General features: G+C 68.4%; 13 protein-coding genes. 4 read left to right on the top strand and 9 right to left on the bottom strand.

From position 1 onward, the window contains the following. The first annotated feature begins 113 nt into the window (after positions 1–113). Together ACYQ26_RS19080 and ACYQ26_RS19075 are read left to right on the top strand one after the other, a co-directional pair. The gene (locus ACYQ26_RS19080) at positions 114–2,273 is read left to right on the top strand and encodes a hydrogenase iron-sulfur subunit (RefSeq protein WP_459810467.1); all 2,160 of its coding nucleotides are present in this window, start codon (positions 114–116) and stop codon (positions 2,271–2,273) included. A gap of 5 nt (positions 2,274–2,278) precedes the next feature. Then, positions 2,279–2,905 (top strand): TorD/DmsD family molecular chaperone, encoded by a 627-nt coding sequence (locus tag ACYQ26_RS19075; protein WP_459810765.1) that lies wholly within the window; start codon positions 2,279–2,281, stop codon positions 2,903–2,905. A gap of 84 nt (positions 2,906–2,989) precedes the next feature. Here ACYQ26_RS19075 and ACYQ26_RS19070 read toward each other — a convergent pair whose 3' ends face one another. The 7 genes from ACYQ26_RS19070 to ACYQ26_RS19040 form a co-directional block, all read right to left on the bottom strand. After that, on the bottom strand, positions 2,990–3,157 hold the full coding sequence (locus tag ACYQ26_RS19070; protein WP_459810466.1) for a hypothetical protein: 168 nt from the start codon (positions 3,155–3,157) through the stop codon (positions 2,990–2,992). A gap of 89 nt (positions 3,158–3,246) precedes the next feature. Continuing rightward, positions 3,247–3,585: a hypothetical protein gene (locus ACYQ26_RS19065; protein ID WP_459810465.1), complete on the bottom strand. Its 339-nt coding sequence runs from the start codon at positions 3,583–3,585 to the stop codon at positions 3,247–3,249. A gap of 3 nt (positions 3,586–3,588) precedes the next feature. Beyond that, positions 3,589–3,855, bottom strand: a complete 267-nt coding sequence (locus ACYQ26_RS19060; protein ID WP_459810464.1) for a hypothetical protein — start codon at positions 3,853–3,855, stop codon at positions 3,589–3,591. Positions 3,856–3,937: 82 nt separating this feature from the next. Further along, the gene (locus ACYQ26_RS19055) at positions 3,938–4,726 is read right to left on the bottom strand and encodes a DUF7124 domain-containing protein (protein WP_459810463.1); all 789 of its coding nucleotides are present in this window, start codon (positions 4,724–4,726) and stop codon (positions 3,938–3,940) included. Then, a complete protein-coding gene (locus ACYQ26_RS19050) occupies positions 4,723–6,516 on the bottom strand; it encodes an aldehyde ferredoxin oxidoreductase family protein (RefSeq protein WP_459810461.1) in 1,794 nt (597 codons plus the stop codon). Before ACYQ26_RS19050 ends, ACYQ26_RS19055 begins: the two co-directional genes overlap by 4 nt. 150 nt (positions 6,517–6,666) lie before the next feature. Further along, positions 6,667–7,728 carry a glycosyltransferase gene (locus ACYQ26_RS19045; RefSeq protein ID WP_459810460.1) on the bottom strand — a complete coding sequence of 354 codons (1,062 nt, stop codon included), beginning with the start codon at positions 7,726–7,728 and terminating at the stop codon, positions 6,667–6,669. Positions 7,729–7,841: 113 nt separating this feature from the next. After that, positions 7,842–8,924: a hypothetical protein gene (locus ACYQ26_RS19040; protein ID WP_459810459.1), complete on the bottom strand. Its 1,083-nt coding sequence runs from the start codon at positions 8,922–8,924 to the stop codon at positions 7,842–7,844. Between the two features lie 284 nt (positions 8,925–9,208). Between ACYQ26_RS19040 and ACYQ26_RS19035 the strand changes: the two genes are divergently transcribed. Then, positions 9,209–11,026: a S9 family peptidase gene (locus ACYQ26_RS19035; RefSeq protein WP_459810458.1), complete on the top strand. Its 1,818-nt coding sequence runs from the start codon at positions 9,209–9,211 to the stop codon at positions 11,024–11,026. A gap of 22 nt (positions 11,027–11,048) precedes the next feature. On the opposite strand, the gene ACYQ26_RS19030 is transcribed toward ACYQ26_RS19035, so the two are convergent. Beyond that, positions 11,049–12,110, bottom strand: coding sequence for an NAD(P)-dependent glycerol-1-phosphate dehydrogenase (locus tag ACYQ26_RS19030; protein WP_459810457.1), 1,062 nt, complete (start codon positions 12,108–12,110; stop codon positions 11,049–11,051). 586 nt (positions 12,111–12,696) lie between these two features. Then, entirely contained in the window at positions 12,697–14,142 is a 1,446-nt protein-coding gene (locus ACYQ26_RS19025) for an MATE family efflux transporter (RefSeq protein ID WP_459810456.1), read from the bottom strand. 129 nt (positions 14,143–14,271) lie between these two features. On the opposite strand from ACYQ26_RS19025, the gene ACYQ26_RS19020 reads away from it, so the two are divergent. After that, entirely contained in the window at positions 14,272–14,637 is a 366-nt protein-coding gene (locus ACYQ26_RS19020) for a hypothetical protein (RefSeq protein ID WP_459810455.1), read from the top strand. The last annotated feature ends 272 nt before the right edge of the window (positions 14,638–14,909 follow it).

Here is a 14,909-nt window from a genome sequence, read left to right as displayed (position 1 = left end):
AAAACTACTCTTACATCTATCGGCAGAATAATTGTTGGGACACAATAATTTTGATGCGAAGATCGAATTCCGTCACGCAACATCTTTTACCGTCCGGCGGTTTCGGCTCGCTAATGAACGTCGGCTCTTTCGTCTGTTCGTGCGCTGACACCTGCGACATCGATCTGGAGGCGGCGCGCGACGGGATCGACCACGTCGACGTCGCCGCCAGCTCTCGGATGCTCTGTCAGGACGGGCTCCCCGGCATGGAACACGTCATCGAGGAACACGACCTCGATCAACTCATCGTCACCTGTCCGGAGGCGCCCGCCCAGGAGAAGATCACCGAAGCGGCCACCGAGAACGGCCTCCACCCCGACGCGGTCTCGTTCGTCGACCAGCGCGAGGGCGCGGGCTGGGTCCACGGCGAGTCCGAGGCGACGGCCAAGACCGCCCGGATGGTCAACGCGCGCTACGCGGGACTGGAGCACGAGTCGATCCACCAGTCGCTCACCCGCGAGGCCGGCGACGCCGTCGCGGTCGTCGGCGACGCGGAAACCGCCGCCGCGCTGTCCGAGGACGCCGACGTGACCCTGATCGCGAACGGCAACGACTACGCCGAGTCCGACTACGACCTCGAGGACGTGACGATCGAGCGCGGCCGCGTCGTCGACGTCGACGGCAAGTACGGCGAGTTCGAGGTCACCGTCCGCGCGCGGGTCACCGAGGACTGCATCTCCTGCATGAAGTGCGTCCGCGAGGCGCCCGAGGGGACGGTGACCCGGTACCCGGTCGACATCGATCCCGCGGTCGAGGACGAATCGGTCGCCGAGTGCTGTCCGACCGACGCCATCGACCTCGAGGGCGTCGAGCGCACGCTCGAAGTCGATCAGGTCGTTCACCCCGCGGCGACCGACGGCGCTCGGGGCGGCCGGATCGGCTTCTACACCGCCCCGATCACGTCCGAGAAGATCGCGGCGATCGAACGCCACCTCGGCGGGCTCACGAAGCCGGAGTTCCTCGACCTCGAGATGGACGTCTGCGCGGCCGGCGACTCGAGCCGCGCGGGCTGTAACGAGTGCGTCGAGGCCTGTCCGCACGACGCGGTCGAGCGCTCGGGGATCGACGAGGTCGCGTTCGACACGGCGCTGTGTCAGAACTGCGGCGCCTGTACCAGTTCCTGTCCGACCGGCGCGGCGCAACTGCGCGAGCCCTCGAACGAGCGCATCGCCCGCGAGGTCGAGGAACTGCTCACCCCGGACGAGGTCGAGGACAGCTGGATCCCGGGTCGGGGCGGCTCCGGTCTCGAGGAGTCCGTCGTCGCGTTCGTCTGCTCGGAGCGGGCGGCCGACGCCTTAGCCGAGTACGGCCGGCTCGCAGCCGCCGGTCGCGAGGACGTCGAGTACCCGCCGATCCTCCCCGTCCAGGTGAACTGTACGGACACCGTCGGCGAGGCCCACGTCATGCACGCGCTGGCCTGCGGGGCCGACGGGGTCGCGATCGTCGGCTGCGGCGGCGACTGTCTCCACTCCGGGCCGGACCCGAAGGCCGAACTCGTCCGCCGGCTCGATGTCGCCACGGACGACCTCGGCCTCGGCAAGCGCGTGGCGTTCTTCGCGCCCGATCCGAACGAGCCGCGGGCGTTCGTCGAGGACATCTCGACGTTCGTCGTCGGCCTCGAGGAGTCGCCGATTCCCGAAGGCGAGCACGAGGCGACCGGCGAGATCGACGATCCCGAGCGGGAGAACCCCGCGTTCGACAGTCACGGCTGGACCTTAGAGAGCGTGCGGGCGATCCTCGAGCACGTCGACCCCGAACGGGAGGTGATCCGCGGGCTGAAGGACTTCGGCCGCGTCGAGGTCGACGACGCGTGTACGCTCACGCCGACCTGTTCGACGCTCTGTCCGACCGACGCGCTGCGTCGCACGCGGACGGGTCTCGAGTTCAACCACGAGCGCTGCGTGAACTGCGGGCTCTGCGAGGACGGCTGCGTGGAGAACGCGATCACGGTCGAGGAGGGGCTCGATCTCTCCCTGCTGCCGGAGAACGGGGAGCAGGAGGTCGCGGACGACGAAGACGCCGACCCCGCCTGGACCCAGGTTTTCGAGGGCTCGATGCTCGAGTGCAAGAACTGCGGGACGGAGTTCACGAGCGAGCGGTCCGCAGAGCGGATCAAGGGCGAGGTCGGCGACCTCGTCTCGGGGATGGCCCCGGACGCGGAGGGCAGCATCTTCGACTATTGTCCGGAGTGTCGGTCGATGCTGCTGTACAGCCGAGCGGGAGGTGACGACTGATGAGCATGGACATGGAAGCCGTCTACGCGGCCCGACTCGACCTGGTCGAGTTCCTGATCACCGCGACCCACGACGCGCCGCCCGAGGAGTTCCTCGAGGACGTCCTCGGCGGCGATGTCGCGTCGCCGTCCGGAAGCGTCAACGACGATCTTGACGAGGGATTCGACCTGCTAGAACAGTTCATCGAACAGAACTGCGACCGACCGCTCGAGGCGGTCGCCGACGAACTCGAGGTGGAGTACACCCGGCTGTTCGTCGGGCCGCGCCCGCCGGTGATCCCCCACGAGACGTACCACCGCGAGGACACGGAGTACCTGGGCGAGGGGCTCCCGAAGGTCGAAGCGAGCTACGGCGCGGCCGGCTGGTCGCCGCCCGAGGACTACCCCGAGGAGAACGACCACGTCGCGGTCGAACTCGCCTTCCTGCGGTACCTCGTCCGGTCGCAGTACCGGGGCCGGGAGGAGACGCTGGGCTACCAGCGCGTCTTCCACGAGGAGCACCTCTCGCACTGGATCGACGACTGCGCGGCGTCGATCGTCGAGGAGGCCGACGAGCCGTTCTACGAGGCGGTCGGTCACCTCCTCGCGGGCTACGCCGCGTTCGAGGAAGAGATCGCCCTGCAGGTTAGCTGAGAGCGACGTATGGGTCCCGGGCGGACCCAGTAGAAAACCGCCAACTGCAGTCGCAGTAAAACCGCGTCGCGTCTCCTGTTCCGGTCAGTTCGACTCCGACGAGTCGGTCCGCGACTTCTCCTTGAGTTCGTCGGAGAACTCGACGTCACCGTCGACTTCGCCGTCGGTGACCTCGTGGGCGCCGGTGTGGGTCCACGCGTCGTCGTCTTTTTCGCCGTTCTTCGGTTTCCAGTCGGTTTGTTTTCGGCGCATCGTTGTTTTCTACTCCCTGGTTGCGTCGATCGTCGTATAATCCTTCCGCTCGCCTCGATTTCCGTTGTCGATTCGTCAGGTCAGGTCCCTCAGACTTCGGGCGCCTGTTCGGTCTCCTCGAGGAACGCCCGCGCGAACAGGTCGACGTGCATCTCGAGGACGGCCTCGGGGTCGAGCCCGTGGGTCTCGGCCTGGCGCTCGAGCAGCGCCGCGAGGTCGTCGGTCGGCTCGTACCGGACGGTCTCCGCCTCGTCGTCGACCGCGAACGCGACGTTTCGCGCCCCGGAGACCAGGTGCTCGATCTCGAGCAGGGCCTGCTCGACCTTCTGCTCGATCGCCGTCGTCCGGTCCGTGACCCGGGCGTCGCCCCACTCGCGGGCGGCCTCGAGGAAGCGATCGCTCAGTTCGATCTCGAGGGTCTCGCTCATGCGTTACTGGGTCCCCTCCGGCGGGAATTCCTCGGGCAGCGGTTCGGTCTCGCCGAGTTCGCCGTAGACGAGCACCGCGAGGAGCCCGATCGCGACGAGGACGGCCAGCCCGACGAGGCCGACGACGCCGCTCTGGCCGACCCAGTCGCCGTAGACGACCGGTCCCATGCTCGCGGCGACGTTCTGTATCGTCAGGAAGACCCACGCACCGAACGCGAGCAGTCCGATCAGTACGAGTTTGTGCTGTCGAAAGGCGGTTCGGAGTCCCATAGCTAACTCTCGAGTGGTCCTGTCGGCCGGGTCGGTATTAACGTTTCGGAGGCGGGGACCGTCACGCCCCGGCTAATTGACGTTACTGCGACAGTTCCCAGCCCGCCTTTTCCGCGGCCGTCTCGAGCGGGACGTACTCCCAGTCGGCCGCCGCGGCGATTTCCTCGCCGCGCTCGCCGGTGCCGACGACGACCATCCGCTCGGCGTAGAACATCGACGTGCGGTCGATCTCGGAGAGACGCTCGCTTGGCTCCGTCCCGCTGCCGGTGAAGAAGTCGGCGTCGAGGCCGTGATCGCGCTGGAACTTCGTGATGGCGGGCGTGCCGACGTCGCCGACGATCCCGATCCAGTCGCTCCAGCCGTAGGCGTCCGCGAAGACGGCCGCCGGGTGCTCGAGCCGCTGGAGCGCCCGATAGGTAAGGGCGATCGTCATGTCGTCGACGCCGCCGCCGTGCGGGCCTTCGGCGGCCGATCCCGCGGGACGGGGCTCCGTCGGCTCGGCCGACGCTGCGTCCGCGCTCCCGGCGCTGTCTGCGTCCGCCCTCGAGTCCGCACCGGCACCGGCACCGGCGCCAGCACCGCCAGTCGCCGCCGGAATCCCGACTGGCTTCCCCGCCTCCGACTTCGGAACGTGGGGCGCCGGCTGCGAGCTCTGGTCGACCGTGGCCCCGCCGGCGTCGGTCGCGCCTGCGGCGGCGTCTGCGCCGCCGCCGTCCTCGCCGTCAGGCTTCACCGCCGGCCCGGTCGTCCGCGGCGGCTCGTCCTCGGGATCGCCTTCGCCCCGCCAGAACCAGTCGCCGGGGTTCCGTTCGTCCTCCGGCTCGTCCTCCTCGCCGACGTCCAGTTCGTCGAGATCGATTCGTTCGGTCACTGTCGATTACCTCCTTTCGGGTCCGCGTTCGTAACTGCATCGCTCGCGAGGTCCGCGAGCCCGAGCCGCTCGAGCGTCTCCGTGGTCGGCCGGCCCTGCTCGTCCCAGCCGCGGTACTCGTAGTAGCGATCGAGCATCTCCTCGAACGCCTCGGCCGCGACGGCGTTGCCGTCGTTGGGGCCGCCCTCGAGCGGCTCGGTCAGCTGTTCGGGGAGTTCGTCGTCGGCCCGCGAGAACCCCTCGCGGACGTTGAACAGCCGCACGAGCGTCCAGATGCGCTCGCCGACCCGGCGGAGTTCTTCGGGCTCGTAGTCGGCCGCCCGGTCGCTGGCGGCGAGCCACTCCGCGCCGAGGTCGGGCGTGAGCGCCTCGCCGAAGAAGTCGTCGGCGATGAGGCTCCAGAGGACCGCGCGCCGGTCCTGCTCGGCGGCGACCGTCACCACGCGCTCGGCGATCGTCCAGTCGCCCTCGATCGCCTCGGTCTCGACCGGCCGCGCCCGGCGGTGGCAGGCGCCGCGATCGCTGGTCGCGTACGCCAGCGCCATCGCGGCCGACCCCCGCGGATCGTAGGAGGGCAGTTCCATCCCCTTCACCGAGGGGATCAGCTCGTCGGCGCCGTACGTCTCTGCCGCCGCCTCGACGCCGTCGGCCAGCGCGTCGCCTAGCGGACTCGAGCGCGTCGCGATCTCCTCGATGAGCGTGCGGGCGTCGTCCTCGTCGCCGAACGCGAGGTCGCGCTCTATATACCCCTCCTCGCTGGCGCGCATCGCCCAGGCGACGGCGTTGCCGCTCGAGATGACGTCGACCGCCAGCCGGTCGCAGATCGAGCCCAGCGTCGCGACGGCGTCGAAGTCGTCGATCCCGAGCCCGGAGCCCAGCGCGATCGGCGTCGAGCCCCGCGGCACGGTGTCGCCGTCGTCGCTCTCGACGCGGAAGCCGCCAGGGACGGGGTCGTCGGCCCGCTCGCGCTCGTAGGCGGCCTCGCGGACGGCTTCGATCCCGACCGCGTCGGCGCCGTCGAACCGCCCCTTCTGCCAGCCCCGCGTCGGGAGGACGCCGACCTCGTTCGCGAAGTCGACGGTCTCGACCGTCTCGCTGGCGGCGTGCCACCGGCCGGTCTCGCCGTCGGCGAACGCGGCCTCGTCGCGCTCTCTCAGCCGCCGCAGTTCCGGCGGCGATTCGGGCGCGTCGTCGCGGGCGACGACCGCTTTCAGGCGTTTCGAACCCATGACCGCCCCCGCGCCGCCGCGGCCGGCGTGGTGGTCGCCGCCGTCCGAGGCGATGGTCGCGTAGGAGACGACGTTCTCGCCGGCGGGGCCGATACACGCGACCGCCGCGTCGGGGACCAGCTCGTCGACCTCCCTGGCGTCGAGTCCCCACCAGTCGTCGGCCGGTTCGATCGACACCTCGCCGTCCGCGACCTCGAGGGCGACGGGTTCGTCCGCGCGCCCCGTCACCAGGATGCCGACGCGATCGCCGAGCGATCCCGCGAGCCGGTCGGCCATCGAGCCGCCGGCGTAGGAGTCCAGGAAGGCGCCCGTCAGCGGCGACTTCGTGACGACGACGTAGCGCTGCTCGCCCGGCAGGTGACCGGTCAGCGGGCCCGTCAGAAAGAGCAGGGCGTTCTCCTCGCCCAGCGGGTCCGCGCCGGCCTCGAGTTCCTCGTAGAGGTAGCGGGCACCCAGTCCCTTCCCGCCGACGTACTTGCGGCGCCACTCCTCGGGCACCGGCTCGGTCGTAACGGAGCGGGTCGCGAGATCGACCCGGACGATGGAGTCCCCCTCTCCCATGTAGTCTCGTCCCAGTAACGGCCGGACGGAACTAAAAGTGTCTCGCTTTCCGAGGTAGTCCGTCACGAGAATTTACAGCTTCTCTCGGCCGTGTGGAGCGGATGCGGGCCGTATCGCTATCGGCGGCAGAACCTACTGTCATCGTACCGATTAAAAGAGGCCGCTCGATTCCTGCAGCGTCCGGTAGGTCACGAGGTAGCGGTCGCGCACGACGTCCCGGTCGTAGTCCGCGAAGCGGTCGTCGTACTCGCGGTGCTCGAGGTCGCCGGCCGCGACGATGGCGTCGGCAAGCTCCTCCTCGCTCGTGGTCCGGAATCCCCGGTCCCAGCCCTCGACGAGTTCGTGGGCGCTCGAGTCGGCGTGGTACTCGACGATGCCGACGCAGCCCGAGGCCAGCGCCCACAGCATCTCCGTCGGAAACACGCAGTGCTCGGCCGTCTGCGCGAAGACGTGGGCGCCGCGGTAGGCGGCGATCCGCTCCTCGAGCGAGCACTCGCCCGCGAACGCGATCCGGTCGTCGATCCGCAGGTCGCTCGCCAGTCGCTCGTAGTTCTCGCGCTCGGGGCCGTCCCCGATGACCGTCGCCGACCAGTCGTGGTCCCGGAGTTCGGCCAGTCCCAGCAGGAGGCTCTCGAGGTTCGCACCCTCGTCGAGCCGGCGGGCGTAGACGACGTCGACCCGGTCGTCGGGCTCGACCGACCGAATCTGCTCGAGGTCGATTGGGTTCGGTACGGTCTCGATGGCGTCCCTGCCGACGCCGAGTTCCTGGAGCCACGTCGCGACGAGTTCCGACGGGACGTGGATCCGGTCGGCGCGGCCGGCCGCCCAGCGCCGCCACCGATCATGTCGGACGCCGCCGTCGCCGTACCACTCGAGCACCGTCGGCGCGCGGGAAAGCGTCGCGCCGACGCTCGCGGCGACCACCTGCCCGGGCGGGTTCGCGCTCGCGTGGACGATGTCGGGCTTCGCGCCGGCGAGTGCCGTCGGCAGCCGGAGCGCGAACGACGATCGAGCGTCGGGTTCGCTCACGAGTCCGTGGTAGGTCACGCCCTCGCGCTCGAACGTCTCGTGCTCGCCGTCCCAGAACCGCGCGCAGAAGACGTGGACGTCGTGGCCCGCCTCCTCGAGCAACTCGAGGATCGTCTGCAGGCGCCGGTTCGTCTCGGTACCGCGGTGGTGGACCGTTTCCAGCGAGACGAACGCGACGCGCATACTCGGTCGCCACGCAGTCCCGGGCTATAAAGTCACTTTTTTCGTTTCGTTCGACCGGTCCCGGCGGGTTTCCGATTCGACCTGTTTCGCAGCGACACGACGCTCACGCCGCGTTACTCGCCGTCGCCGTCCTCGCCGATATCGAAGACCTCCTCGAGGAAGGAACTGATCGGGCTCAAGAATCCGTCGTCGTCAGCGTCGTCTTCCGACTCGGGTTCGCCGTCGCCGTCGCCGTCGTCGCTCTCGGAGTCGGTCTCCTGTTCCCCCGCCTCGGCGGCGTCGTCGCCGTTCGTCTCGGACGGCTCGTCTACCGCGTCGCCGTCTGCATCGGCCTCGCTCTCGTCCGCCGCGGGGGCGGCGTCCGCGGCGTCGGTTTCGTCGTCGGTCTCGTCGGGGTCTTCCGCGTCCGCTTCGGGGTCGAAATCGGACTCCGCGTCGTCTTCCGGCCCCTCGTCGTCCTCGGGATCCGGCTCGGTGGGTCCATCGTCGTCGTCGTCCGCCGATCCGTTCCCGTCCTCGCCGGTCTCGCCCTCGTTCTCGTCGTCCGCGTCCGCCTCGTCGTCTGCGTCTTCATCCTCCTCTCCGTCGCTCTCGTCTTCCTCGTCGCCCTCATCCTCGTCGTCCTCGGCTTCGTCCTCCTCGTCTTCACCATCTTCGTCCTCAGCAGCGTCATTAGCGTCTTCTTCATCATCCTCGCCGTCCTCCCCGTCGTCGTCTTCGCCATCTTCGGCTTCGTCGGCCCCGAGTTCCGAATCATTGCTCGTCGCTTCCTCCTCGTCCTCGCCGTCTCCTCCGTCTCGTCCGTCCTCTCTGTCTCCTTCGTCCCCATCGTCTGCGGCCGCGTCGCTCGCCGTTTCGTTTCCGTCGCTCTCGGAGTCGTTCGTACCCCCGTCCGAATCGGCCCCGGTTTCGCTCGAGTTCGAGCCCGCGTCGTCGGTCGACGGCGACGCGTCGGCGACGCGACCGTCGTCGCTGCCCCCGATCGACTCGAGCCGGTCGCCCGCTTCGGCCCCCTCCGTTTCGACCGGCGACGAGTCGGTGACGAACTCGGGACCGACGGCGGCGACGATCGCGCCGAACGAGACGAGGACGATCAGCATCGTCACGAGGAGCACGCCGACGGGATCCTCTCGATCCGAATCTGGATCCGGATCTCGATCCCGATCGTCCGCTCCGTCCGCGGCCGCGTCTGTCATAGCTGGTCCACGGAATTCGGCGGGCTTTGTTATGCACGGCACAGCAACGCACGTCCGCCGGGTCGCGTCGGCGGTCGCTCCCGCGCGTCACCGTCGGCTCACATCTGCTCGACCGAGCCGCGCTCGGCCCGCGATCGCCGACGGCGCGGCTGTACGGTCGCCCTACGCTGATAGTCTCGCCGTATCGCCGATTCGGGCCGGTAGTTCGGCGGCTCCCGCCGGTTCGTCGCGGGGAACTCTCCGGAACCCAAACGACTACCGCCTCGAGTCGAGACGACTCCGGTATGGGTTACGACATCGAACGCTATCTCAACATTCGCAGCGCCTACGGCGCGTCGTTCGGTCCCGACGGCGAGCGTCTCTCCTTCCTGATGAACACGACCGGCACGGCGCAGGTCTGGACGGTTCGCGAGCCTCAGGAGTGGCCCGAGCAGCGGACCTTCTACGACGAAACGGTGAGTTTCGCCTCGTGGTCGCCCGAGCGGCCCGAACTGATCTTCGGGATGGACGAGGGCGGCAACGAGCGCGCCCAGCTTTACCGGCTCGACGCGGAGACGGGCGAGATCGAGAACCTGACGGCGATGCCGGACGCCAAGCACCGCTGGGGCGGCTGGAGCCACGACGGCGACCGGTTCGCCTTCGCCTCGAACCGCCGGGACGAAGCGGTCTTCGACGTCTACGTGCAGGGCCGTGACGAAACGGGCGAGGACGCCGAACTCGTCTACGAGGGCGACGGCTGGCTCTCGCTGTCCGGCTGGAGCCCGGACGACTCCCGCCTGCTCGTCTCGCAGGCGTACTCCAACTTCGACCAGGATCTGTACGTGCTCGACCTCGAGGCCGACGACCCGGAACTCGAGCACCTCACGCCCCACGAGGGCGACGTCCGCTACCAGAGCGCGAGCTGGGCGCCCGACGGCGAGGGGATCTACCTCGTGACCGACGAGGGCGACGCGGACACGCTCTACCTCGCGTACCTCGACCTCGAGACGAACGACCTCGAGACGGTCGCCGACGGCGACGGCTGGAACGTCGACGGCATCGCGCTGGACGACGAGACCGGCCGGTTCGTCTACTCGCGCAACGTCGAGGGCTACACCGACCTCACGGTCGGCGAGTTCGACCCCGACGAGCCGACCGAGTTCGAGACGTTCCCCGAACCCGATCTGCCGGGCGGCATCTCCGGCGGCGTCAGCTTCGGCCCCGACGCCGAGCGGTTCGCGCTGTCGACGACCGGCGACACGGTCAACACGAACGTCTTCGTGGTCGACCTCGAGACCGGCGAGGCCGAGCAGTGGACTCGCGCGCCCACGGCCGGCATCCCGCCCGAATCGTTCGACGAGGCCGACCTCGTCCACGTCGAGAGCTTCGACGGCCTCGAGGTGCCGGGCTTTCTGACGCTGCCGGACGACGCCGAAGAAGGGAACACGCCGGTCATCGTCGACATCCACGGCGGCCCCGAGAGCCAGCGCCGACCGTCGTTCTCGAGCGTCAAGCAGTACTTCCTCGACCGGGGCTACGCCTACTTCGAGCCCAACGTCCGCGGCTCCGCGGGCTACGGCGCCGACTACGCCGCACTGGACGACGTCGAGAAGCGGATGGACTCGGTAGCGGACATCGAGGCCTGCGTCGAGTGGCTCCAGGATCACCCCGCGATCGATCCCGACCGGATCGCCGCCAAAGGGGGATCGTACGGCGGGTTCATGGTGCTGGCCGCGCTGACCGAGTATCCCGACCTCTGGGCGGCCGGCGTCGACGTCGTCGGCATCGCCAACTTCGTCACGTTCCTCGAGAACACCGGCGACTGGCGCCGCGAACTCCGCGAGGCCGAGTACGGCTCGCTCGCGGAGGACCGGGAGTTCTTAGAGGAGATTTCGCCGACGAACAACATCGAGAACATCGAGGCGCCGCTGTTCGTCCTCCACGGCGAGAACGACCCCCGCGTCCCGGTCGGCGAGGCCGAACAGATCGCCGAGAAGGCCGCGGAGCAGGGCGTCCCCGTCCGCAAGCTGATCTTCGACGACGAGGGCCACGGCTTCTCGAAGCTCGAGAACCGCATCGAGGCCTACTCCGCGATCGCGGACTTCCTCGACAAGCACGTCTGAGCGCTCGCGAACGAAACCCGCGTCAGCTGATAACGCCGGTTTTCCGCGCGACTTCGCGGGCGGCTCGCTCGTTCATCCCGTCGCCCAGGATCGTGTACCGGTCGCGGATCTCGTGGCAAGTCGTCAGCGCCTCGATGACGGTCTCGTCGTCGATACCGAGTTCCGCGGCCGTCGTCGGCGCGTCGATGCTCGCCAGCGCGTCGCGGATGTCCCGCCAGACGCCGTCCTCGCCGCCGTGGAGGTAGGCCGTCATGATCGAGCCGACGCCGACCTGATGGCCGTGCAGCGCCGCGTCGGGTTCCAGCCGGTCGAGTTTGTGGGAAAAGAGGTGCTCGGCGCCGCTGGCCGGCCGCGAGGAGTCGGCGATGCTCATCGCGACGCCCGAAGACATCAAGGCCTTGGTGACGACCCAGGCCGACTCCTCGAGGCCGGGCCGGATGAGGTCGGCGTTGTCCACGAGGATCTCGGCGGTCATCTCCGAGAGCGCGCCGGCGTACTCGGAGTACTCGACGTCCTTGAGCCGCGAGGCCAGCCGCCAGTCCATCACCGCGGTGTAGTTGGAGATGATGTCGGCACAGCCCGCGGTCGTCAGCTCCCAGGGCGCCTCCGCGAGGATCTCGGTGTCGGCGACGACGGCCAGCGGCGGCTCGGCCGCGACGCTGTGGCGGGTGTCGCCCTCCGGGACGGAGCCGCGATTGCTGACGATCCCGTCGTGGCTGGCCGCCGTCGGCACCGAGAGAAAGCCCATCTCGAGGTGGTCGCTGGCCATCTTCGCGATGTCGATGGCCTTGCCGCCGCCGACGCCGACGAGGTACGATACCTCTTCGGCTTCCGCGACCTCGATCACCCGCTCGACCGAGTCGAAGGTCGCCGTCTCGACGGTGACGATCGCAGGATCGATGCCGGCGGCCTCGAAGTCCGCGGCGACCGGATCCGCGGCGACCTCTCGCGGCGTCGGACTCGTGACCAGCAGCGGTCGGCCCTGCAGGTGGAGGTCGTCGACGACCTCGACGACCGACGAGCGGACGCCGTGGCCGACGACGACGTTTCGCGGCAGGCGAATCCACGTCGACTTCTCGAACATACCTATCCTGTCTCACCCGCGGGTCATACGTGTTTTTCCTCGCCGCGCTCGAGGGCGCCGATCGATCCGACTCGACGAGCAGTTCCGTTCGAGAAGTCAACCGCGCACCTATCAGATTTAGATGGTACTCTGGTAAATTATGTTTTCTCGTTCTCGATGTCCACCGCGGCCGGCGGGCGGAGAATCAGATACCGTCTCACTGTCGTCGTACAGAGGCGGAGCTGACCGGTAATTCTCGGCAAAACGCTCTGTTCTCGGCGTCGTATGTCGGTATCGTTTCGGGATTCGCTCAGGTTTTCTCGAATCCGTCGGTTCGTGCCGTCCGGGCTCTCCCACTTCGCAGAATGCCGGCCACATGGCCTGGTTCGGCCGTTAATCCAGATGGTGGAACTAGTTCGACGCGGTCGGGGGTAATCCGAACTGAGCGGTCGTCTCGCTCGAGTGCCCACTTCTGGTTAACATTATAGAAATGGTATATCTGGAAACGTACCAGAATGATAGTATATATTGTGTCTGATTCGGAACCCGAGCGCGAGCACACCGAGCTATCGTCGAACGCGGGTGCGGACGACCGCGAGGCCGCGAGTCAGTCCGACGCCGGCGTCGACTCGGGGCGGTAGTCCTCGCTGATCGCCTTCCACTTCTCGGAGCGGAACCGCCAGTAGTTGATCCCGGCGGGAACGGCCGTTTCGGCGATAAACGCCAGGTACAGCCCCCAGTAGCCCAGCGCCGTCGTCGCGCCGAGGAACGCCAGCGGAATCGATCCGCCGAACATCCCGAGCACCTGGCTCAGGAACGTCACCCGCGTGTCGCCGCTGGCGTCCAGCGGTCCGGCGGCGGCGCCCGAGACGCCCTGAAAGAGCGACGCGAAACAGGCCGCGTACACGAGGTCGACGGCGATCGGAATCTCCGGGCTCGTCGGATCGTCGGCGAACAGGACGACGACGTGGTCCGCCAGGAGCGCGGTGAGGATCGCGAAGGCGGCGTACGTCGCGAGGGAGAACCGGATGATGTCCCGCCCGTACGCCGCCGCGGCCCGCTCGTCGTCCCGCCCCAGCGACTGGCCGACCAGACTCGAGGACGCGAGACCGAACCCCCAGCCGGGCGTGTTCATGATGCCCCAGATGCGGCGCGCGATGACGAACGCGGCGAGCGTCGGCTCCCCGAAGACGCCGAGAATGGTGAGCATCGGGAACTCCGCGACCGTCCAGACGAGGTTTCGCGCGCCGATCGGCGTGCCGATGGACACCAGATCGGTCAGCATCGCGCCGTCGCAGTACGATCCGAACGGATCGACCTGCACCGGGAAGTCGCCGATCACCGGCGCGCGGCCGCGGGCGATCCCGATCGCGAACACCGAGGCGGCGGCGACGTTCGAGAGGACCGTCCCCAGCGCGGCGCCGGTGACGCCCATCTCGAGGCTGAAGATGAACGTCGCGTTCAGCAGGACGTTCGCGACCGCACCGCCGGCCCGCACCTGCATCGCCGTGTAGGCGTCGTCGGCGCCGACGAGGGTGCGGCTCCCGACGAGGTTCAGCCCCGCGAACGGAATTCCCAGGCCGACGATCTGCAGATACGTCGCACCGTACTCCATCGCCCGCTCGGAGCTGGCGATCGGCGCCACCAGTTCCTGCGGGAACAGCCAGAAGACGACGGTCACCGGAACGCTGATCGCGACGACCAGTAGCGTGCTCGAGCGGACGGCCAGTCCGAGTTCCGCGTGCGCGTCGGCGCCGAACCGCTGGGAGACGAGCGCGATCGTGCCGCCGGCGACGCCGCCGCCGAGCGCGAACGCCAGCCCCCAGTAGGGACCCGCGACGCCGACGCCGGCGACCGCGGACGTGCCGACCGCGACGCCGACCATCGCCACGTCGACGGCGTTTTTCGACATGCGCGCGATGCCGGTGACGATGCGCGGCCACGCGAGGTTCGTCGTCTCGACGGCGCGCTCGCGGTCGATCACGCCGAGTCGCGAGAGTCCGAGCCCGATCGCGAGTATCACCATTCGCACCGGATTTCTGTCCCGAAACACGAACGCTACGCTTCCCGTTTCGAACGGCCGATAAAGGGTGTTCGTTCCCCGGCAAGCCCTTCCGTTAGGCCTGGCGGCGCGACTCGATCCGTAGAGATATAACCCTCCCCCTGCCATACGGGAACACGAATGACGGACCGAACGCGCTACGAGGCGGTGCTCGAGGACGAGACGCTCTACCTCGAGGGCGACGGCGCACGGATCGAGATCGGCCCGATGGACGCGGTCGTCGACCTGATCGGCGGGGAGACCTACACCCTCGAGTACGACGACCGACAGAGCGCGGCCGCGTGGCTGGCCACGGACGAGGACAACACGATCACGGTCGACGTGCGCGAGTCGCTGCTCGACTGGGCCTACACCGAGGAGTTCGCCGCGAACGTCGGCGACACCCCGCTCAAGCGGACGGGCGAGAGCGGCCACCCCGTCCGGACTGAAGTGTTCGCCGACATGGTGACCTCGATCTGGGACGCGAAAGGCAACCTCGAATCGTAACGCCGCGACCGTGGCGCTGCGGCGACTCGTCGCTCGTCCGGTCGTTCTCCGCTGACACGTTTTCGAACGCACGCTAGGTTCACTTGGAGGCGCCTGCGAGTTGCGTATTTTACACCCTCGAGCGATAGCTCGCGGCCGTCGGTCGGCGACGGGCTGTTTCGCGGTGCTCGTCTGTCGGTCGAGCGTCGAGTGTGACGCTCGACCGCAGTGTTCGCTCGAGTCGTCCCGCCGCCTACGGTCGTCCCGCTGACCTCTTTGCAAAATCCCGTTCT

It is taken from the genome of Halopiger thermotolerans (assembly GCF_054654555.1).
The sequence above is the reverse complement of the archived record's forward strand: the minus strand, read 5'-3'. Positions and strand labels throughout refer to the sequence as shown.

Excerpts from the sequence above, each read along its gene's own strand:
- ACYQ26_RS19080 (WP_459810467.1), top strand. The coding sequence starts at position 114 with ATGAACGTCGGCTCTTTCGTCTGTTCGTGCGCTGACACCTGCGACATC.
- ACYQ26_RS19075 (WP_459810765.1), top strand. The coding sequence starts at position 2,279 with ATGGACATGGAAGCCGTCTACGCGGCCCGACTCGACCTGGTCGAGTTC.
- ACYQ26_RS19070 (WP_459810466.1), bottom strand. The coding sequence starts at position 3,157 with ATGCGCCGAAAACAAACCGACTGGAAACCGAAGAACGGCGAAAAAGAC.
- ACYQ26_RS19065 (WP_459810465.1), bottom strand. The coding sequence starts at position 3,585 with ATGAGCGAGACCCTCGAGATCGAACTGAGCGATCGCTTCCTCGAGGCC.
- ACYQ26_RS19060 (WP_459810464.1), bottom strand. The coding sequence starts at position 3,855 with ATGGGACTCCGAACCGCCTTTCGACAGCACAAACTCGTACTGATCGGA.
- ACYQ26_RS19050 (WP_459810461.1), bottom strand. The coding sequence starts at position 6,516 with ATGGGAGAGGGGGACTCCATCGTCCGGGTCGATCTCGCGACCCGCTCC.
- ACYQ26_RS19045 (WP_459810460.1), bottom strand. The coding sequence starts at position 7,728 with ATGCGCGTCGCGTTCGTCTCGCTGGAAACGGTCCACCACCGCGGTACC.
- ACYQ26_RS19040 (WP_459810459.1), bottom strand. The coding sequence starts at position 8,924 with ATGACAGACGCGGCCGCGGACGGAGCGGACGATCGGGATCGAGATCCG.
- ACYQ26_RS19035 (WP_459810458.1), top strand. The coding sequence starts at position 9,209 with ATGGGTTACGACATCGAACGCTATCTCAACATTCGCAGCGCCTACGGC.
- ACYQ26_RS19030 (WP_459810457.1), bottom strand. The coding sequence starts at position 12,110 with ATGTTCGAGAAGTCGACGTGGATTCGCCTGCCGCGAAACGTCGTCGTC.
- ACYQ26_RS19020 (WP_459810455.1), top strand. The coding sequence starts at position 14,272 with ATGACGGACCGAACGCGCTACGAGGCGGTGCTCGAGGACGAGACGCTC.